The organism is Streptomyces sp. NPDC048603, assembly GCF_043199475.1.
Taxonomy (GTDB): Bacteria; Actinomycetota; Actinomycetes; order Streptomycetales; family Streptomycetaceae; genus Streptomyces.
This window is the reverse complement of record NZ_JBICVY010000005.1, coordinates 531,448-550,197: the sequence shown is the minus strand read 5'-3', so window position 1 is coordinate 550,197 and position 18,750 is coordinate 531,448. Positions and strand designations below refer to the sequence as shown.

The 18,750-nt window shown below is 72.8% G+C and carries 22 protein-coding genes; 6 read left to right on the top strand and 16 right to left on the bottom strand.

Annotated features, from left to right (window positions below):
• Nucleotides 1-49: 49 nt before the first annotated feature.
• The 16 genes from ACGFQ9_RS15310 to ACGFQ9_RS15235 all read right to left on the bottom strand — a co-directional run bounded on the left by ACGFQ9_RS15310 (nt 50) and on the right by ACGFQ9_RS15235 (nt 12,237).
• Nucleotides 50-526: a hypothetical protein gene (locus ACGFQ9_RS15310; RefSeq protein ID WP_393574239.1), complete on the bottom strand. Its 477-nt coding sequence runs from the start codon at nt 524-526 to the stop codon at nt 50-52.
• A gap of 22 nt (nt 527-548) precedes the next feature.
• On the bottom strand, nt 549-1,358 hold the full coding sequence (locus tag ACGFQ9_RS15305; RefSeq protein ID WP_393574238.1) for a DUF317 domain-containing protein: 810 nt from the start codon (nt 1,356-1,358) through the stop codon (nt 549-551).
• Between the two features lie 65 nt (nt 1,359-1,423).
• The gene (locus ACGFQ9_RS15300) at nt 1,424-2,626 is read right to left on the bottom strand and encodes a hypothetical protein (RefSeq protein WP_393574237.1); all 1,203 of its coding nucleotides are present in this window, start codon (nt 2,624-2,626) and stop codon (nt 1,424-1,426) included.
• 35 nt (nt 2,627-2,661) lie between these two features.
• The gene (locus ACGFQ9_RS15295) at nt 2,662-3,924 is read right to left on the bottom strand and encodes an MFS transporter (RefSeq protein ID WP_393574236.1); all 1,263 of its coding nucleotides are present in this window, start codon (nt 3,922-3,924) and stop codon (nt 2,662-2,664) included.
• Between the two features lie 79 nt (nt 3,925-4,003).
• Nucleotides 4,004-5,296, bottom strand: coding sequence for an MFS transporter (locus ACGFQ9_RS15290; RefSeq protein ID WP_393574235.1), 1,293 nt, complete (start codon nt 5,294-5,296; stop codon nt 4,004-4,006).
• 95 nt (nt 5,297-5,391) lie between these two features.
• A complete protein-coding gene (locus ACGFQ9_RS15285; RefSeq protein ID WP_393574234.1) occupies nt 5,392-6,234 on the bottom strand; it encodes a winged helix-turn-helix transcriptional regulator in 843 nt (280 codons plus the stop codon).
• Nucleotides 6,235-6,296: 62 nt separating this feature from the next.
• Nucleotides 6,297-6,722, bottom strand: a complete 426-nt coding sequence (locus ACGFQ9_RS15280) for a hypothetical protein (protein ID WP_393574233.1) — start codon at nt 6,720-6,722, stop codon at nt 6,297-6,299.
• A complete protein-coding gene (locus ACGFQ9_RS15275) occupies nt 6,723-7,166 on the bottom strand; it encodes a hypothetical protein (RefSeq protein WP_393574232.1) in 444 nt (147 codons plus the stop codon). It abuts the gene before it with no gap.
• Entirely contained in the window at nt 7,163-7,606 is a 444-nt protein-coding gene (locus ACGFQ9_RS15270) for a hypothetical protein (RefSeq protein ID WP_393574231.1), read from the bottom strand. The genes ACGFQ9_RS15275 and ACGFQ9_RS15270 overlap by 4 nt, the downstream gene beginning before the upstream one ends.
• 38 nt (nt 7,607-7,644) lie before the next feature.
• Nucleotides 7,645-7,950 (bottom strand): SH3 domain-containing protein, encoded by a 306-nt coding sequence (locus ACGFQ9_RS15265; RefSeq protein ID WP_393574230.1) that lies wholly within the window; start codon nt 7,948-7,950, stop codon nt 7,645-7,647.
• 161 nt (nt 7,951-8,111) lie between these two features.
• Nucleotides 8,112-8,819 carry a hypothetical protein gene (locus ACGFQ9_RS15260; protein WP_393574229.1) on the bottom strand — a complete coding sequence of 236 codons (708 nt, stop codon included), beginning with the start codon at nt 8,817-8,819 and terminating at the stop codon, nt 8,112-8,114.
• Between the two features lie 55 nt (nt 8,820-8,874).
• A complete protein-coding gene (locus ACGFQ9_RS15255) occupies nt 8,875-9,549 on the bottom strand; it encodes a hypothetical protein (RefSeq protein ID WP_393574228.1) in 675 nt (224 codons plus the stop codon).
• Nucleotides 9,546-10,184, bottom strand: coding sequence for a DUF3631 domain-containing protein (locus ACGFQ9_RS15250; RefSeq protein ID WP_393574227.1), 639 nt, complete (start codon nt 10,182-10,184; stop codon nt 9,546-9,548). The genes ACGFQ9_RS15255 and ACGFQ9_RS15250 overlap by 4 nt, the downstream gene beginning before the upstream one ends.
• Nucleotides 10,181-10,687 (bottom strand): hypothetical protein, encoded by a 507-nt coding sequence (locus ACGFQ9_RS15245; protein ID WP_393574226.1) that lies wholly within the window; start codon nt 10,685-10,687, stop codon nt 10,181-10,183. Before ACGFQ9_RS15245 ends, ACGFQ9_RS15250 begins: the two co-directional genes overlap by 4 nt.
• Nucleotides 10,684-11,313 carry a DUF4913 domain-containing protein gene (locus ACGFQ9_RS15240; RefSeq protein WP_393574308.1) on the bottom strand — a complete coding sequence of 210 codons (630 nt, stop codon included), beginning with the start codon at nt 11,311-11,313 and terminating at the stop codon, nt 10,684-10,686. The genes ACGFQ9_RS15245 and ACGFQ9_RS15240 overlap by 4 nt, the downstream gene beginning before the upstream one ends.
• 168 nt (nt 11,314-11,481) lie before the next feature.
• Nucleotides 11,482-12,237 carry a DNA-methyltransferase gene (locus ACGFQ9_RS15235; RefSeq protein ID WP_393574225.1) on the bottom strand — a complete coding sequence of 252 codons (756 nt, stop codon included), beginning with the start codon at nt 12,235-12,237 and terminating at the stop codon, nt 11,482-11,484.
• Between the two features lie 837 nt (nt 12,238-13,074).
• Between ACGFQ9_RS15235 and ACGFQ9_RS15230 the strand changes: the two genes are divergently transcribed.
• The 6 genes from ACGFQ9_RS15230 (at nt 13,075) to ACGFQ9_RS15205 (ending at nt 18,720) form a co-directional block, all read left to right on the top strand.
• The gene (locus tag ACGFQ9_RS15230; protein WP_393574224.1) at nt 13,075-14,187 is read left to right on the top strand and encodes a C40 family peptidase; all 1,113 of its coding nucleotides are present in this window, start codon (nt 13,075-13,077) and stop codon (nt 14,185-14,187) included.
• A 177-nt stretch (nt 14,188-14,364) separates the two neighbouring features.
• On the top strand, nt 14,365-14,667 hold the full coding sequence (locus tag ACGFQ9_RS15225; RefSeq protein ID WP_376146060.1) for a DUF6112 family protein: 303 nt from the start codon (nt 14,365-14,367) through the stop codon (nt 14,665-14,667).
• Entirely contained in the window at nt 14,667-15,350 is a 684-nt protein-coding gene (locus ACGFQ9_RS15220; protein WP_393574223.1) for a hypothetical protein, read from the top strand. The genes ACGFQ9_RS15225 and ACGFQ9_RS15220 overlap by 1 nt, the downstream gene beginning before the upstream one ends.
• 30 nt (nt 15,351-15,380) lie before the next feature.
• On the top strand, nt 15,381-16,697 hold the full coding sequence (locus ACGFQ9_RS15215; RefSeq protein WP_393574222.1) for an ATP-binding protein: 1,317 nt from the start codon (nt 15,381-15,383) through the stop codon (nt 16,695-16,697).
• 77 nt (nt 16,698-16,774) lie between these two features.
• On the top strand, nt 16,775-18,235 hold the full coding sequence (locus tag ACGFQ9_RS15210; RefSeq protein WP_393574221.1) for an SCO6880 family protein: 1,461 nt from the start codon (nt 16,775-16,777) through the stop codon (nt 18,233-18,235).
• Nucleotides 18,236-18,279: 44 nt separating this feature from the next.
• On the top strand, nt 18,280-18,720 hold the full coding sequence (locus ACGFQ9_RS15205; RefSeq protein WP_393574220.1) for a DUF6238 family protein: 441 nt from the start codon (nt 18,280-18,282) through the stop codon (nt 18,718-18,720).
• Nucleotides 18,721-18,750: the final 30 nt, after the last annotated feature.

The following is an 18,750-nucleotide window of genomic DNA, read 5'->3' as shown; positions in this document are numbered from 1 at the left end:
CGGGCACTGGAGTGTCGGCGGGGGCCAGGGACCGGCGGGCGAGGGCCGTTTACCGTGTCCGGGCCGGGGAGGTCCTGGCCTGCGGCGCCGGAGCCGTGAAAGGGGGCGGTCCGGTGCGTACCGGCGGGGCGCCGGGGATCCACAGGCGTACGTACTGGTCGATCGCGGCTCGAAGCCGGGTGACGTCAATACCGACCCAGGGCGCGTGCTCGCTGCGGTTCCAGTCGGTGAACGAGCCGTACCCGTCATGGGTGGGCAGCCTGCCGAGGCGTCGGTCGCGGACCTCGAAGGCGCCGTAGTCGGCGAAGGACAGCACGGCGGTGTCGAGCCGGCCGTGTTCCATGTGTACGACCTGGAGGCGCAGCCCGTCGTAGCGCCCGACGCGGATCGTGGGGGCGAAGTCGATACGCAGCCGCAGCGGGAGGTCCGGCACGGGGGCGGCGTAGTAGGCGTCACCGACGACGGCGGCCTCCGGGTACGGCAGCGTGAGGTGGTCAGCGAACAGCTGCTCAGTGAACAGGGCCACGGGGCTTCCTCGTTGGTCGGGTTCAGCGCCGGGCGGCGGGGCGGGCGGGCAGGGCGGCGGAGGGTGTGGTCGCGGTGCTCCAGCGCGGCACGCTGCCGACGGGGACGGGCGGGCGGACCCCGAGGCGGGGGCGGAGGTCTCGGGGAGTGGGCACCGGCGGGCGGGGCGGTACGACGGGCGCGAGGCTGGCGCGGGCGGCGAGCTCGGGGTGGAGGCTCTCGCGCCAGCGGGCCGCCGGGGTCGGATCGGTGAAGGCTGCCGCCGTGGCGGCGATGAGGTGGGAAGGCGTATGGGGGCTGAAGGTGATCTCCGCGCGAGTGCCCCAGCCCGGCGGGCCGGCCCACAGCTGCGTCCCGTCCTCCAGGTCGCGGCGCGAGCGGTTGATGTAGACCCCGGCGTCGCCGTCGGGGGCTGCCAGCTCCACGGTGCCGAGCTCGGCGCCCGTGTGCTCCCAGCCGGCCGCGACCAGCGGTGCAACGCTGTCGGCCCAGTACGGCGACGGGGCCGCGAGGAAGCGGTCCTGGCCGTCAGCCCAGTCCCGGGCGAGCGCGGCGGTCAGGGCCGCGACGAGCTCGGGCGGGGTGTTCTGGTTGACGATCGCGGTCCGCTGAGGTCCGGAGACGGCGTCCGGCGCGGCGCTGATGGTCCACAGGTCGTAGTCGTCTCCGGCCCAGCCGATGCGGATGCGGTGGTCCGGGCTGGTCACGACGAGCTGGTGCGGGCCTTCGTCGAGGTGGTGGTGGGGCCAGTGCGCGACGGGCGCGAATCCGGCATCGCCGTAGCCGGGTGACCCGGCCAGGTATCGGGGCGTGACGTGAACGTCGCCGTCCACGGGAGTGGCGGTGGTTCGGGGGGCGGGTGCGGGCAAGGGCGTCTCCAGGGCGGAAGGGATGGCGGTCAGCGGGCTGCGAGGGCAGCGGCGGGGGCCGGGCGGGGCGCGATCGCGGAGGGCAGGGCGACGTCGGGCTTGCGGATGGCGGCCAGGTCGGCGAGGACCTCGCGCTTGGCCTGGGCGCGCAGGGCCGGGGTGAAGGCGTCTTCCTCGAGCCTGCCGTCCGCGCTGGCGTACGGGCGGAGCCGGGCCAGGATGCGGGCAGCGGCGGCCGGCTGCTCGGCGACGAGGCGGTCGAGGGCTGCGTCCAGGGCCTGGGATCGCAGGTCGTGGTCGGGAGCGGTGCGGCGCCGGTCGGTGACGGTGCCCGCGTACTGGTGGATCAGGCGGGTGTGTTCGGCGCGGCGCTGCCAGATGGCGACCAGGAACCGGCGGGCGTTGAGGATCTTGAAGGCGTCCTGTTCGGGCAGGTCGGCGAAGTCGCTGGGCAGGGACCCCAGGGCAGAGGGGCTGGAGGCGCGGGCCACCGGCACGGTCAGGGCGGCGAGTTCGTCCAGTGCCGTGTTCCAGCGCCGCTGCATCAGCGGGTGGCGCAGCGCGGGGTCGCGGTCGTTCTGGTCGCGGGCGTCGTCGGCGACGGTACTGCGGAAGGCCACAACTCCCCTGGCCAGCAGCCGCTCTACGCCCGGGGTGCTGGGGGCCGTGAGGTGGCCGTCGGCCCAGCCTTCCTCGATCGTGTCGAAGATGTCCCTGGCGAGCGGGCGTACAGGCAGTCCGGCGGCGGCGTGGGCCTGGGCGAGGAGCTGGGTGAAGCGGGCAGGGTAGGCGTGGGCGAGCCAGCCTCGGGCGGTGGTGACCGTATCGGTGGGCCCCGTCCCCGCGGCAGCGTCGCGGCTACGGTTCTCGGCTCGGCGCAGGGTGGCAGTTTCCCGGTGGACCTGGTGGAGGGCGGTGCGTACCTGGCGCAGCTGGCGGGAGGTGCGGGCGGCGCGCGGGTCTTGGCGGTAGGTCATCCGCTCGACGGAGACCTGGAGGTCGCCCTCGGCGAAGGTGAGCGCGTCGCGCAGGTCGTGGAGGCGGGCGGGAGCGTGGAGGAGGTCGTGCTGGGAGGGGCGGAGGTAGCCGGCGGCGTCGGCTATCGCGGCCGTCACCAGGTGATCGAAGCGGTCCTGCAGGTAGTCGGAGAACGCCGTGTCGTCGAGTTCGGCGACTTCGCGCAGGCGGAGGCGTCGCTGCTGCGGCTGGGGAGCGTCGGAGGTCGCGGGCATCGTGGTCCTTTTCGAGGGGTTGGTGGCGGTGGCGGTCAGGCGGGGAGTGGGCGGCGGGTGGCCGGGTGGGTGCGGAGTTTCGCGAAGGACACGGCCAGGCCGGCGGCCTGCAGGACAGCGCAGGCGGTGATGGCGTGGCCGAGCAGGTCGGGCGGGGTGAGCGCGACCAGGGCTCCGGCAAGGGGGAACGGCGCGAGGAGCAGGAGGATGATCAGGCTGAGGGTGCTGCCGAACACCTCGGCGGGGACGAGGTGGGTGCGCAGGGTGCGCAGCACCACGGTCATGCCCGCCTCGCCGGCCATCAGCAGCGCCACCAGGACCAGGAAGGTGGTGTAGGTGTCGGCGGCGGCCAGGGCCAGGCAGGCCAAGGAGGCGAGGGCTGCTGCGGTGGCGCCGACCGGCCACAGACCGGCCCGGTCGATCGCGAACCGGGCGAGGGCGACCATGGCCAGGGAGGCGACGGCGGCGGCGGACCACACGAGGCCGACCTGGCTGCTGGTGCCTCCGAGCTGCTGGATGACCAGGACGGGACCGGCGGCCTGCACGAGGCCGATCGCGGTGTTGGACAGCACCAGTCCGACGCACAGCCAGCCCAGCGCGGGCAGCGAGCGCAGGGTCCGCCATCCGATCTGGAGTCCCTGGGCTACGGGGACCGGGGCGTCCTGGGGCCAGGCGGGGCGCTGGCGCGGGGCCAGGGCCGCGCCGAGCAGGGAGCAGGCCGCGATGGTCAGGAGCATGCCGGTGGCACCGGTGTATTGCAGCAGGACACCGGCCAGGGCCGGGCCGGCCAGCGTGGCGCCCTGGTCGATGCCCAGCAGGACGGCCTGGACGCGGTGGGCGTGGCCTCCGGCGTCCCGGCTGGCGGCGCCGCCTGCAGTCTCGGCCGCGATGTAGGAGAACTCGGTGAGGACGCCGGTCAGCGCGGCGAGCAGCATGACCGTGGCGATTGCGGCGGTGCCGCCGACGGTGGGGAGCACGGCGGCGGCGGCCAGGACGACGAGTGCGCGCAGGACCGAGGCGATGCGCAGGATACGGGTGCTGCCGAAGCGGTCCACGGCGGCGCCGGCGAGGGCGAACGCGCCGAGGCGGGGCACCCATTCGAGCATGAAGGCGATCCCGGTCAGAGTGCCCGAGTCGGTGACGGCCAGGACCAGGAGTGGGATGCCGTACGTGCTCATGGCGAAGGCTCCGGCATCGGCGGTGCGCGGGACGTAGACGCCGCGGACGGGCCCGAATGCGGGGACGCGGACGTGTCGGCCGGTGGGTGGCCGCAGGGCGGCGTGCTTGGGAGGCATCATGTTTCCGGGAGGGTGGGACGGATACGTTCGGGGGCCGGACCGTCGGGGTGCTGGCCGTCGGGTCGGGTGCCAACGGCCGTTAGTGGCCGGGGCCGTGGACCGGCGCGGGGAATGCGTCGTGCGGGACCGGGGCGGGCCGGGAGCGGCGCGGGCGCCGGTGGCGGCCCAGGCGACGGCCGGGGCCGAGCTTGGGGCGGGCGACGATCAGCACGGTCAGCGCGGTGGCGGCACCGGCTGCGGGCAGGGCGGCGAGGGCCTGCGGGCTGTGCGAGAGGGCTCCGGCGAGTGCGGTGCCGGCGGCCTGTCCCGTGCCGACCGCCAGGATCAGCCAGGCATACGCCTCGGTGGTGCGGGAGGCGGGGGCCAGGGCGTCCACCGTGTGGAAGCCATTGGTGATGATCAAGGTGAGGAACAGCCCCGGTATCCCGGCGAGGGCGACGGCCGCCCGGGGGCCGGGATCGGCCAGCAGAGGCAGCCAGCCGAGAAGGAACAGGGTGCTGGTTGTGATCAGCTGGGTGGTTGTGGTGCCAGGCCACGTCCTGCGGGCGTAGACCAGGCCGCCCAGGAAACTGCCGGTGGAGAACGCGGCTGGCAGTACCCCGGAGAGCGTGGCCATCTGGTACATGGCGGCCATGTCCGCGGCCCAGACGTTCATCGCGCCGAGCGCGAACCCGGTGCCCGCCAGTGCGGTGAACAGCAGGACCAGGCCCGTGCTCATCAGCCGTCCGGTGCCCGAAGGCCCCTCTGCGGCCGGGCGCCAGTATCGCGAAGGGCCGGTGCTCAGGACGATGGCCGATCCCACGAGCCCCAGGGCCGCGGTGGCCCACAGGGCGATGTCGGGGTTGTGTGCGGTCGCCAGCCACGAGGCGAGCAGGGGGCCCACGATGTAGAGGAGCCCTTGGGAACCGGTGTCGAGGGCCTGCACGACGCGACGCCGCCCCGCATCAGGCAGGACCGTCGGCCACAACGCGCGAAGGCCGGCCTCCAGCGGTGGGGTGATCATCCCCGCGAACCCCACGACCGCGGTCACGGCCGCCGGCTGTCCGTCCGCCCCGATCCACGGAAGCGCCACCAGGCAGGAGGAGTTGAGCAGGACGGCCGGAACGGAGACGCGGGTCTGCCCGTACTTGTCCATCAGGCGGCCCTTGACCGGCTGCGAAAGGCCCGAGGCCAGGCCGTAGATCGCGGCGAGGAATCCGGCGAAGGCAAGCGACCCGCCGCCCGCAGTGATCCACAAGACCAGCGAGACGGGGACCATTCCGTTGGGCAGGCGCCCGATCAGGGTGCCGCCCAGCAGGCGGGCCACGTACCGGCTGCCCAGTACGGCCCCGTACGTAGCCGAGGGAGCCGTTGCGGTCGAGCGAGCGGTCAACGGGCGGGCTTTCCGTCAGGGCTCAGCGCCGGGCGCTGGGAGCGAAGGGGGCACCGGCGGCGGGCGGCCGGAAGGTGGCAGGGAGGGGTGGGGGTTCATCGGCTCGGTCCGGTGGTGGCTGCGGAGAACAGCTCGCCGGGCCGCCAGGAGGTGGCCGGGGCGGGGGCCGGGGGCTGGCGCACGGCGACGGCCTGACTGGTCTTTCGGGCCTGGTGGGCTGCCCACTGCCCGGAGCGAGCGGCGGCCGGGAGGCGGGGCGTGCCCCACACGGGGTGGGTCTCGGCGTCCGGGAGCGGGCGGGCGGTGCCCCACGTCGAAAGGGCCCGGTAGATCGGGGCGAGGGCCTGGCCCGGCGCGGTCAGCTGCAGGGAGGCGACGTCATCGCGGGAGACGGAGACGATGCCGTCGTCGATGAGCCGACGGATCGGCGAGTAGATCGCGCTGGGGCTGTGGTCGGCCATCGCCTCGGCGGAGAGCGCGGCCATGGTCGTGGTCCCGCGGGCCTTGAGGGTCCACAGCAGCACGGTGGCGTGCCGGTGACCGATCACAGCGAGGGTGTCCTCAGCGTTCTGCGCGGCCGGGATCCGCTCCGGTTCGGTCCGCCCGGTCACGCGGTTGAGAACGAGGTTCTTCTCCAAGTGCGCGTCACCCCAGGCCGCCAGGGCGGTCAAGGACGGCATCAGCTCCCGGCCGCGGGCGGTCAGGCCGTACGTGACGTGCAGCCGGGTCTGAGCGGTACGTTCGACGAGCCCGGCCTCGGACAGCGCCCGCAGACGGGGGTGGAGCTGGCCGTCACCGAGCCACGGCAGCTGCTCCTTGAGCTTGGTGTAGCGCAGCGGGCCGGGCTGGGAGGCCAGTGTCATCAGCACCCACACGCTCCAGCGCGGCGCGATCATCTCCAGCGCCTCGGCAACGCGGGGCAGGTCAGTCGAGGGCAAGCGGGCAGCAGCCAAGGCGGGAACTCCAGACAGACGGGATGGTCGAGAAGAAGAAAGGGGTGTCAACGCGAGCGGGCGGGCTCGGTGGGCGCGGCCGGAGGCTGCGCCGGTACGACGGCCAGGGCCTGGGGCTCGGCGGATGCCTGGGGCGTGACGTCGGTGACGCGGACCAGGCTGTTCAGCACGTCGCCGAGGACCTGAGCGTGGGAGTCGCGGACGGTGACGGCGTGGGCCAGGCGGCGGGTGGCGTCGGCGATGTGGCCGACGTCCACGGATTCGATCGCGCGGTCGGGGTGAGTCAGCCGGTGGAGCTGCTCGGCGTGGAAGGTGACGGCGCGGTCGGCATACTGCAGGGCGTCGAAGCTGTTGAGCAGGGCGTACCGCATGCTGCCGGGCACGGGGTCCGCCGCGAGTTCGGCAACCGGGCGGCCGTAGAGGGCTTCGATCCGCTCGCCCGCCGCGCGGGAGGCAGCGTACGGATCAGGCACTCAGCCTCCCCGGGCTGCCGCTCCGCCTCCGGCTCCTGCACGGACCGGCGGGAGACTGCTGCTGACGGCTACCGGCCGGATCGGGGCAGGGGCGGCGAGGGGGCGGACTGCTGGCGGTGGCATCGCGGCGAGCAGCTTGTCCAGGGCGGTCCGGTAGCCGCTGCGTGCTGCCAGCGCCGCCTCCGTCCACTCGGCGTCGAACCGCAGTGCATCGGAACTCAGCGAGTCCAGCTCCGTGTCGGGGGCCATCGCCGCGTGAACGCGGTCACGAACCCGTACGACCTGTGCCTCGGCCAGGGCGAGGAAGACACGCAGCTCCAGGGCCCGCACCAGGGCGGGTGAGGCTCCGGGGCTGACCGCGCGCTCGTGGAGTTCGTCCAGTGGCCCGCCGAACACGCCTTCCAGGCGGGCGTCCTGGGTGCTGGGCCGGCGTCCGTCGCTCATCGCGTACCGCCCCGGATCCGCGCTGGCTGTGCCGGAACGGGGGTGGGCAGCGTGGTCGTCACCCGGGGCCCGAAGCGCTGCTGGATGCGGGCCGTCTCGGCAGGGGCCTGCAGGAGGAACCGGAGCGTCATGGCCCGGCCGTCGCGGGCGGCAACAGCGTGGTTCACCCGGTGGGCCAGCTCCATCACCGGGTCGTCCAGCTGATCCCCCACCGCTGTCTCCAGCGCCGCGACCAGGGTGTCCTCGGCCGTCTCCAGCACCTGCTGGGCCTGGGAGAGCAGCCCGTACCAGTGGACCGCCTGGGTGGCGCCGGGATGAGCCTGGGGTGCGGCGTGGACGGCCTGGGTCAGCTCGCTCATGGCGAGGCCGAACTGGGCCTCGATCCGGGCGGCGAACAGGCCGAGCACGTCGCCGTCGAAGACGTCGGGGATGTCGGACACGAAAGGGGGCTCCTGGGAGAAGGGAACGTACGGGCGGGTCAGTTCGGGCGAAGGCCGTCATCCAGGGCGAGGTCACCGTCGTCTACCCAGCCGGTAATGCCCGAGGCGGTGGTGACGTGCCGCCAGGCGCCGTCGGTCACCGAAGCCGTGAACGGCTCCCCGCGCCGCAGCACTCCGACGGCCGTGGAGTCGCCGTCGGCACGGGCACGGACGGCGACGGCGAGCACCGGCTCGGCCCGCCGAGCCATACGGGGCGTGAGGGGCCGGAGTACCGCGGTGGCGGTGGAACGGGATGGATCGCCGCTCAGGACGGTGGCGGTGATGAACGCGGGTGTGTGACACACAGCGGATGGCTCCAGACCAGGCAGGACAACAGGAAGTGACCGCCCTCAGCGGGGCGGTGGTGTTGCAAAGGGTCCGGAGAATCCCCGGTTTCCGAAACCGGGACTTCGCCGCTATATTGCGCGCCGCCGATCCGCCGAAGCGGTCCGAGGGGCGGTCGTGTTCAGCGGCTGTGTGGCCGTCGAGATGTCTGCGGCACGGGTGTCGCCGGGGCGGTGCGGGCCGGGCTGCGGCGTACGGTCGGAGCCGGCGGCGGCAGCGCCGGAGCCTCCTCGTCCGACCACGCCTCCCACCAATCGACCGCGGCGTCGTACGTCTCGAACCCGCCTTCCCGCAGGGTGTGGGTGTTGGAGTCCCAGTCGAACCGCTCCAGCAGGATCCGGAACTCCGGCACCGCCTGGGGGTCAAGGGAGCGCAGCATCACGACCGTCTCCACGGGATCGCGCATGTCGGCGGTGTAGCTGGCCAGCAGGGCGAAGTGGTCACCGTCGCCGCGGACGCGCGCCTCCAGGGCCCGGGTCATGTCGTCGGCGCGGTCGTGCACACCCTCCTGCGGGCTGAGCGCGTCGGCGGGGCAGCCGCGGGCTATCAGGTACGACTGGGCCATCGCGTACAGCGGGAGTTCCTTGGAATCGACCTCGAAGGTGCGGGCGCTCAGGTCACGGGAGACGTGAACGGCCCTGAGCTGCGGGCTTCCCGGGATGCCCCAGGTGGCTCCCTCGTCGAGGAGCACGAAGTAGCTGTCGGTGTCCATGCGGTGCTCGCCGAGCACCTTGTAGTCCGAGCTGTCGAGATGGTCGTGCTGCTGTTCGTGCTCGTCGTCAGCGGGCTCGAAGCCGTCGAGTTCGTAGTCGGGTTCGTGAAGGGACACGTGTGGCGTGCTGCTTTCTGCAGGCGGGAGAGGACATACCGCGGGCGCCTTGCGGTCAGTGCTGTCGGGCTGGTGACGGCCAGGCTCCGGCCGGGCGGGCAGGCACGGAGGTGGCCATGGCCGGTGGGCGCCGGGTGCCGAGCAGCGCGGTCCGGCCGGTCTCGGTCAGGGTGACCGGCTGGCCGACGGTCAGGGCCCGGGATGTGTCCCGAGTAACCAGCCCGTGGGCTTCCAGGCGCTGGAACACCGGAAGTTCGATCAGGCGGCTTTGGACGGTGCGGACCGAGACCCGGTGGGTGAGGAGGTGTTCGCGCATCGTGCCGCCGCCGGCGAGCGACAGGAGCGCGGCGAAGTCGCGGGGCGTCAGCTCGTCGTCGGCGGGGGCGGCGGCGGGGATGGCGGCTTTGACCGCCTCCAGGGCGGCACCGACGCCTTCCTGCAGCCGGTCGCGGGTGGCCGTGGCCTGAGCGAGGTCGTGCAGGGTCCGGCGCAGGCGGTCCAGGAGCGGGGTGTCCACGGGGTAGCTGCCGGAGGACAGGCGCTTCAGTGCGTTGCGGTGGTAGGTGACCGCGTCCTCGGCGGTCACCAGTTCCCGGTGTGCAGCGGCGAGTGCGGCTCGCTCGGGCAGGAGCAGCCCACGGAGGTGGTCGTGGTGCAGGACGCTCAGGTCGCCGACGACGTGCTCGATGGCGGCGTCCAGAGCGGTCGTCGGGGATTCGCGGGCGGTCACGACGGCAGGCAGTCGCAGTCGGCCGGAATGGCGGCCAGAAGGGCCGATCGGCGGTAGGACTTGCGGCGCCGGCCGTCGCCGTGGGTGATGTCGCGGCTGGCCACCTCGTAGGGGCGCAGCAGGGCGGCCAGGCGGGTCTGGGTGAGGTCGGCGTACGCCCAGCGGCCCTCGGCGATGCCGGGCAGGGTGCGCAGCTCCGCGACTAGGTCGGCGGAGGACACCGCGTCCGGGCTGCCGTGGAAGGCGAAGACGTCCAGGCAGGCGGCCAGGATGCACGGGGCCCTGAAGGCTGAGACCGCGTCCCGGGCGGGGCGGCTGAGGACGGTCGGCGGCTGCTCGAAGTCGGTGCACGGAGGGCAGCAGCTGTCTGCGCCCAGGAGCTGCGAGACCTGCCGGCCCGCCTTGGCATGCTCGACGAGCAGATTGCTCAGATCGTCGAGCTCCTGGTCCTGAGCGGCGGGAGTGGTGGGCTGCGGTCGGCCGGCCCAGGCGCTCAGTTCCGCCTCCACTTCCAGCTGGCGTTCGTGAGCGTCCAGCAGGGCCTGGTGGCGCGGGTGCGGCGCCGGGCGGGGCTCGAGGAGGGTCGTCATCAGAGCCTGGAGCAGGGGGGAGGACTGGGCCATGAGGTTGGTCATCGCGAAGGACCCTTCGGGGAAGTCGTGGTGATGCGGGCGGGCACGGGAAGTCCGGGTACCGGGAACGCCGGGGCCGGAGGTACAGGTGTCGGCGTGAGCGCAGGGCGCGGCCGGACTTGCGGTGAGAGGGAGCGAGCTGCGTGCGCGCGGAGCCCGGCCGCCGGGCGGGGGCGGCCTACGCGGGCCCGGACGGTGTCGTAGATGTCGTGCTTGGCGCGAGGGCGTACGGCGACGACGTGGATGTCGGTGGGGTGGCTGGACCCGGGCGGGGCCGGGCGGTGGGCGTAGACGATGCGCCACTCGGCGCGGGAGCCGAGGTAGAGCTTGCGGTACCCGGACAGCTCCCCGGTCAGCTTGCCGCCCCTGACCTCGGCGCGGACCACGTCTTGAATGAGGGCGAGCCCCAGGTCTCGCATGTCGCCCGGGGCGGCAAGCAAGTCGTTCAGGGCCTCGGGGTGGAAGGACAGCCCGAACGCCGCCGGAGGCTGCGGTGGGTGTGTCACGTGGCGGCCCCGACCGGCGCAGGTCCGGCGTCGGCCTGCTGGGCTTCGGCATCGCGGGCGGCGGACTTCGCGGACGGACCCGGGCCGCGCAGCAGGCGGTGTTCCGGGCGCTCCGGGTCGGTCTGGCAGGCGCTGAGGGGGCCGCCGGGGGCGCGGACGTAGGCCAGGCAGTGGGTGAGGTAGTCCCGGTGCCACACGGCCATGCCGCTGAGGCCGGCCTCGGGGTCCTTGTGCTGCTGGTAGGCCAACCACAGCGCATGCAGCCACGCGACCACGTCGAGGTGCTCTTGCCACTGGTCGCACCAGGGTGCGGCGGTGGTGACCTCGGCGCCGTAGACGTCCATGAGGTGGTCGTCCACCCAGTCGGTGAGCGCGGCCAACTCGTCCTCGAACTCCTCGCCCTCCAGTTCCAGGATCGGCTTGGGGTCCGGCGGCAGGGTGGGGGCGGCGTACGAGGGCATGCCGGGGAATCCCGCGAAGGGCATGCTCGCGGTCATCGGGTCGGCCGGCGGGGCGGAGGCCAGCGTGTCGATCAGGCGGGCCTGCTCGGCCGACTGGTCCAGGAGCTTGCGCACCGACGCCTCGATCGATTCGAGGTCGCCTTCCGGCAGACGGACCGGCTCCATTTCCCCGCCATGGCGGGGCTCAGCAGATTCGGACACGAAAAGGGTTCTCCTTGCAGCCGGGGCCGTGGATTCAGTGGCTCCGATGGTCCGGAGAATCCCCGGTTTCGGAAACCGGGGATCTGCCGCTATATTCCACCCCGCCGCAATCCGGCCGGTGATGCGGCCCGGTCAGGAGGTCAGGTCGAAATCGTCCTGGGAATGCACCTGATGGAGGGTGTCGGTGAGCCGTTCGGAGGCGACGGCCGCGTACTGGCTGGTCTTCTCGATACCGATGAAGCTCCGCCCTTCCAGGAGGGCTGCGACCCCGGTGCTGCCCGATCCGGCGCAGAAGTCGAGCACGGTGCCGCCCGGCGGGGCGATCTTCACCAGCTGCCGCATCACCTCGACGGGCTTCTGCGTGATGTGCCGGCGTGCCTTGCCCGAGGGCTGCGAGGCGCTGAACATCCCCGGCAGGTAGACCGGGTTCGCGGCGGCGTCGATCTTGCCCTTCGCACCCCAGACGATGTACTCGGTGTCCTGGCGGAACTTGCCCTTCTGCGGCCTGGCCTGCGGCTTATGCCAGGCCAGAAGGCCCAGCCACAGCCATCCGGCCGCCTGGAAGGCATCCGTCGTGGCCGGCAGCTGGCGCCAGTCGGTGAACAGCAGCCCCGTGCCGCCAGGCTTCGTCACCCGGTGGGCCTCGGTCATGATCTGCGTCAGCCACAGCGTGTACGAGCGCTGGTCCATGTTCTCGCCGGTGAAGTCCGGCAGGGCGTGCTGGGCGTCCGCGGAGACGTACTTCTGGCGGGCGGATCGGCTCGTGCGCTCCTTCGCCGTCCGGCCGCCGGAGTTGTACGGCGGGTCGGTGATGACCGAGTCGGCGCAGCCGTCGGGCAGTGTCGCGAGCACGGTCAGCGCGTCGCCCTGGTGGAGGGAAAACGACAAAAGGGGACCCCAATTCGATGAGGGATGCGGGTGGAAGAGCTCCGGACCGCGCAGAGGGCCACGGCAGTACAAGCCGGTGGCGCGCGGGGAGGCCCAAACTGTAGGTCACGATCCCCGGTTGGGAAGCATCGCGGGACATGAAGCCCGGAATCTCGCGGATTTCGGCGGCGATTTCGGTGACCGGGGATTCGGGCTTACTGTCGTGTCACTGCCCGGCGGACACCGCCGATGGCGTACCCCTTCCCCCGCTTTCCCTTTCCCGCAGGAGGCCCCTGTGTTCCGTCCGTGACCCCGCACGCGGCCATCACCGCCGCCCCGTCGCCCCCCGCCCGCTGCAGCCCCTGAATCGGAGAGCGCCCATGTACCGCCCCTGCTGACCTCGCCCGCATCCCACGCCACTCCGCAGGACGAGGAGGTCCCCCTGATGTTCCGCCCGTAACCCCCACTGCCCCGGTGCGCGAGGCAACGCCCACCCGGCACGCCCAAACCCCCCACGGCCCTCCCCGGCCCCGGCACCCGCTCCAGGAGTTCGCTGATGTTCCGCCCGTAAAACGCCCCCGCATCCCCCTTCTTCACCAGCCCGCCGCTGCGGGCCGATCCCTGCACCTTCCTGGAGGCACGCCCATGTTCCGCCCGTAACTCCCCCGTCCCGCCGGGTGCGTGAGGCAACACGCACCCAGGCCGGGCCCCCAGCCCGCCTCCACCGCTCCGGCCGCACGGCCCTTCCCCTTTTCGCACCGTGCGGCCGGGGCCCACCCCCGAGGACCTCCCCGTGACCCGTCCCTCCCCATCCCCACGTGACATCCCCGCGGCCCGCCGACCGGAGGCCGCCCGGGAGTGAAAGGCATCGCCGCCGCGATCGGCGCGCTCTGCCTCACCCCCTTCCTGGTGGCCGGCACCGCCGTCCTCGCCGCCGCCGCGAGCGACTCCTCGGACCAGGGCACCTCCTGCTTCACCAAGTCGGTCGACACCGAAGCCGTACGACGCCAAGTCACCGCCGTTCTCGGCGGATCCGGCGCCCAGAAGGTCCACGTCGACGGCCTTGACCTGCCCGACGAGCAGATACCGCACGCCCGCACCATCGTCGCCACCGGCGTCACGCTCGAAGTACCCGAGCGCGGCCAGGTCGTCGCCCTGGCCACCGCCATCCAGGAGAGCCGGCTGCGCAACCTCGGCTACGGCGACCGCGACTCGCTGGGCTTGTTCCAGCAGCGGCCCAGCCAGGGGTGGGGCACTGCCGCCCAGGTCCGCGACCCCGTCTACGCCAGCACGAAGTTCTACCAGGGCCTGCTCAAGGTCCCCGGCTGGCAGCAGATGACGATCACGCAGGCCGCGCAGGCCGTCCAGCTGAGCGGCTTCCCCGACGCGTACGCCCAGTGGGAACCCCTCGCCCGAGCCCTGCAGCAGGCCATCGCCCCGACGCTCAGGGGCGCACAGCCGCCCGCCGGCGGCCAGAACCCCGGCATCCCGGCCACCGACCCGTGCACTCCGGGCGAAGACGGCAGCGGCTCCGGGCCGATCCCCGAAGGGGCCGTCCCCAAGGGGTACTCGATCCCCGCCGACGCCGATCCCCGTGCCAAGACGGCCATCACGTGGGCCATGAACCAGCTCGGCACCCTCTACCAGTGGGGCGGCTCCTGTCTCGCACCCCACGGCCCGGACCCCATGGGCCGGTGCGACTGCAGCTCTCTGACCCAGCAGGCGTACAAGAAGGCCGGGATCACCCTGACCCGGACCACATACACCCAGGTCAAAGAAGGCAACGCCGTCCCGCTGAACCAACTTCGCCCCGGCGACCTGGTGTTCAGCCGCGGCACCGTCGCAGTCCCCGAGCACGTCGGCATCTACGTCGGCCATGGCTACGTCATCGAGGCCCCGCGCACCGGAAAACCAGTCCGCTTCGCCACCCTCGCTGACTTCGCCGCCAACAGCGCACGCCGTCTCCCGTGACACCGGTCCGCCCGGTCCGCCCGGCCGGCCCTTGATGCGCCGGGCGGACCGGACCACCTTCGCGCCGCAGAGCGCCCCCTCCCCATCCCCCTTTCTTCCTGTTCCCCGGCAGGGCCCGCCGTGTCCTGCGCATGCAAGGAGCGCACCACCATCTCCCCCGTCCACCTCACCCCACCCCTGTCCGAACGCTTCACTCTGCTTGCCTACGATCCGGGGGTCTCGCCCAAGGGCGGCGGCCTGCCCGGACTCGAAGTCCTGCGCACCGTCGTCAACTCGATCAACCTCTTCGGCATCGTCGCGGTGGTCGGCGCGCTCGCCGTCAGCCTCGGCGTGTGGGCCTGGGGCCACCACTCCGGCGGCCACCAGGCCGAAGCCAACGGCAAGAAGGGCGCGGTCGTGAGCGCCGGCGCCGCCCTCGGCCTGGGCGCGGCCAACGGAATCGTGGCCTTCTTCAGCGCCCTCGGCTCGCAGGTCCACTGATGAGGAAACGTTCCCTCGACGCTCTCGGCATCGGCTGGCAGCCGCCCCGGCGCATCATGCTCGCCGCTGGCATCCTGGCCGCGCTGCTCGTACTGACTGGAGCCGTGGCCTGGTGGACCGGCCGCGGCCAGAGCGGCAACGCTTCCGCGCCACACACCGGGTCCTCCGCATCGCCGAAGAGCACCTCCGCTCCCGTGCCGAAGCCGCCCCCGGGAGGGTCCAAGGTCGCAGGGCCCCCACCGATCGCCGACCCACTGGCCTTCGCCCGGGCCAGCGCGGTGATGCTGTGGACCTTCGACGCCCGCACCACCACCAGCCGCGACGACCAGCTCGCCGGCATGCACACCTGGATGACCGGCGAGACCGCGTACGCGGACTGGGACTCCGTCCAGGCCCAGATCCCGGACCCGCTCCTGTGGTCCCGGCTGAAAGACAACGCCCAGCACGCCAGCGCCACCACCTACGAGGCGCACTTCCCCTCGGCGTTCAAGCAGGCCCTGGCCGAGAACCCACAGGCGATCACCGAGGCGTACATCTACGCCGTCACCGTGCGCGGCAAGACACAGCTCGCCTGGAACGGCGGCGGGGGCGGTGCCGAGGACCGCCAGATCACCCTCGCCGTCCAGTGCCGACCCGGCAAGGACTGCCGCCTGGTCGCCGTATCCCCGCGCGTCGCCCCGTAGCCCTTCCCCTCTCCCCGAAAGGACGCCCGCGTGGGCTTCTGTGACCTGCCCGTCGCCGGCAAACTCTGCACGGTCGGCGACGTGATCGACTTCGCCTCCGATCCCGTCGGCGCCATCGGGGACTGGATGGCGAAGAGTGCCGGCGACCTCGCCGCCGCTGCGGCCGACCTCGCCGCGAAGGCCATCAACCGGACCACCGACATCGACCTGGGTGCCGGCTGGTTCCGCGACAACTACGAGACGATCCTGCCCATCGGTCTGCTCGTGCTGGTCGCGACCTTCTGCGCCCAGCTCGTACGCGCCGCCATCAAACGCGACGGCCAGGCCCTGACCCAGGCCGTCACCGGCACGGCCTCCGGCGTGCTGTTCGCGTTCTGCGCCATCGCCTTCACCACGGTGGCCCTCGAAGTCATCGACGCCTTGAGCGACGGGCTGTTCAAGGCATCGGGGACCGACATGTCCACGGCCGTGCGGCGCCTCGTCAAAATCTCCCAGATCGGCGCCATCGCGGGCATGGGCTGGCTCGTCGCCGTCGTCGCCGCCTGCGCGAGCGCGATCGGCTTGTTTCTCTTCTGGGGCGTGATGATGGTCCGCAAGGTCGGCATCCTGATCTTGGTGACCCTCGCGGTCTTCGCGGGGGCCGGCGGCGGCTGGGAGGTCGCCCGCCGCTGGCGTCGCGGCTGGATCGAAGCCACCGCAACCCTCGTGGTGTCGAAGCTGTTGATGACGATCATCTTCGTGCTCGGCATCGCGGCCATGAGCAAGACCGAAGCCAAGGACGGCGTCGCCGCCCTCGCCGACATGGCCGCAGGCATGGTGATCATGCTCCTGGTGCTGCTCTGCCCGTACATGGTGTTCAAGTTCGTCCACTGGGCGAGCGAAGGCACGGACGGCGAATCGATTCACCGAGCCGGTGGCGCAGGAGCCCAGATGGCCCGCCAGCACGCCGAAAACGCCGGACGCAAGGCCGCTTCGGCAGCAGCCACTGCGGGCACCGGCGGCGCGGCGGCCGGCGCCGGGGCCGCGGGCGGCACCCAGGCCGCAGGCGGCGGAGGCTTCCCCGGCGACATCGCCGCCAATCCCACCAGCGGAATGAGCATGGACAAGGACGACTCCGGCGACAGCTCCGGAGGCAGCTTCCGCGACCTCATGGAACAGTCCGGCACCCCGCAGACCCAGAACAACGCGGGCCAGGGCTCCGGCCAGGACAGCACTCCGCCGAGTTGGGGCGGCGGCGGTCAGCAGGGCCAGTGGAGCAGCAGCGCCCCGTCCGATCCGATGCCTCCGGCGCACGGAACGCCCTCCGCTGGTGACAGCACCCAGTCCGGCTCGCCGACCGGCCTGTAACCCCACCCGCCCCACCCGGGGCAGGGCCCGCCCTCCCGCGTGCCCTGCCCCGGCCCGACCCGACCCGGACGCGAACCTTGTCTTCCGAAGTTCTCCCTCTCACCGTCAAGTTCCCACACCGGTCCCGGCGCGGCATCCTGCTGGGCCTGAGCCTGCCCCAGCTCGTTCTCGTCTCCTCGACCCTCGCGCTCCTCCTGGTCACCGTGGTGACCTCCGGCCTCGTGGGCGCCGTCGTCCTGGCCCCCCTGTGGATCACCACCGCCGTCCTGGTCGGAGTACGACGGGAGGGCCGGTCCTTGATCGACTGGGCGCCCCTCGTCGCCCGCTACGCCCAGCGCCGCCGGAGCGGGCAGACGGTATGGCGGGCCCGGCCGGTTTCCCGGCCCCGGGTCGAAGGGCTGCTCCACCTGCCCGGAACAACCGCGTCGCTGCGCGTGGCCACGGCCGCCTCCGGCGCCGCCGCCGTCCACGACCCCCACCGGCAGACTCTGACCGCCGTCGCCAAGGTCAGCTCCCGCGCCTTCGCACTGCTCGATCCTGGCACCCAGAACAGCAACGTCGCCGCGTGGGGCCGGGCGCTCGCGGGCATCGCCCGCACCGGGCACGTCGCCACCGTCCAGGTCCTGGAACGCACGGTGCCGGACTCCGGCGACAGCCTCGCCCGGCACTGGGCCGAGCACGGCAATCCCCAGGCCCCCGTGGCCGGACAGATCTACTCCGCGCTCCTCGAATCCGCCGGGCCCGCCGCCGCCCCGCACGAGGCGTACCTCGCCATCGCCCTGGACCTCAAAGCCGCCAAGCGCCTGGTCAGCCAGGCCGGCGGCGGACTCGACGGCGCCTTCACCGTCATGGCGCAGACCACCGCGTCCGTCGCCCAGGCCGCCCGCACCGCCGGTCTCGCCGTCACCGGCTGGCTGGGCCCGCGGGAGATCGCGGCCGTGCTGCGCACCGCCTACGACCCCGCCTCCACCGCCCGCCTCCAGCAGTGGTCCTCCACCGGCCGCGCCGAGGCCGACCCGGCTGCGGCCGGCCCCGTCGCCCAGGTCGAGGAGACCGACCGGGTGATCACCGACTCCGCCCGGCACACCACGTACTGGATCGAGAACTGGCCGCGGGTCGAGAGTCACGCCGGATTCCTGCACAACATCATGTTCAGCACCGGTGTGCGGCGCACCTTCTCCCTCATCTACGCCCCTCAGGGGATCGACTCCGCGCTGCGAGACGTCCAGCGCCGTAAGGCCGCGATCATCGCGGACGCTTCCGAGCGCCGGCGCCGCGGCCAGGTGGAGTCCGAGGCAGACACCGTCGAGTACGCGGACGTCAAGACCCGCGAGAAGCAGCTGATCTCCGGGCACGCGGACGTCGCCCTGACCGGGCTGCTCACCGTCTCCGCCGACACCGACGCCCACCTCGACGCCGCCTGCGCACAGATCGAAACGGCTGCAGCCGGCGCCCAGGTCGACCTGCGGCGCCTGATCTACCAGCAGACGGACGCCTTCACCGCCGGCGCTCTCCCGCTGGCCCGCAACACCCTTTAACCCACCCGCCCGCCATCTTGGCGTCCATCCCCCGCGAGAAGCCCTTGTCACCTGACGACCGCAGCGACGCCCTCCCCACGAGCGACGCCCACCCGTATCTGCGGGCGGCCACCGCCGGCCTGCGCCACCACACGCGCACCCTCACCGCACAGACGCCCGCCGACCGGCCCCACCTCGACAGCCTGCACGCCCACATCACCGCCCTGCACCGCCTGCTGGACCAGATCGCTGAACACACCCGGCCCGAGCGCCCCGCCTCCGGGCGCCACCTGGCCACCGCCCACGCCCGCCTCTGGCAGGCAGCCGACGCCGTCCACGCCGCGTTCCACCTGCTGCCCGCCACGGCCCCGGGCGGCAGCGACTGCCACCCCGAGCGGCTTCCGGAAGGCCCGCCAGTGCTGACCATCTGCCAGCGCCACCTGGCCGCCTCCCACACCGTGCGGCGCAAGACCACGGCCGCCGACCTCGCCGCCCCGGCGTCCTGAACACCCCCGCCCCGGAAACGAGTAGCACCG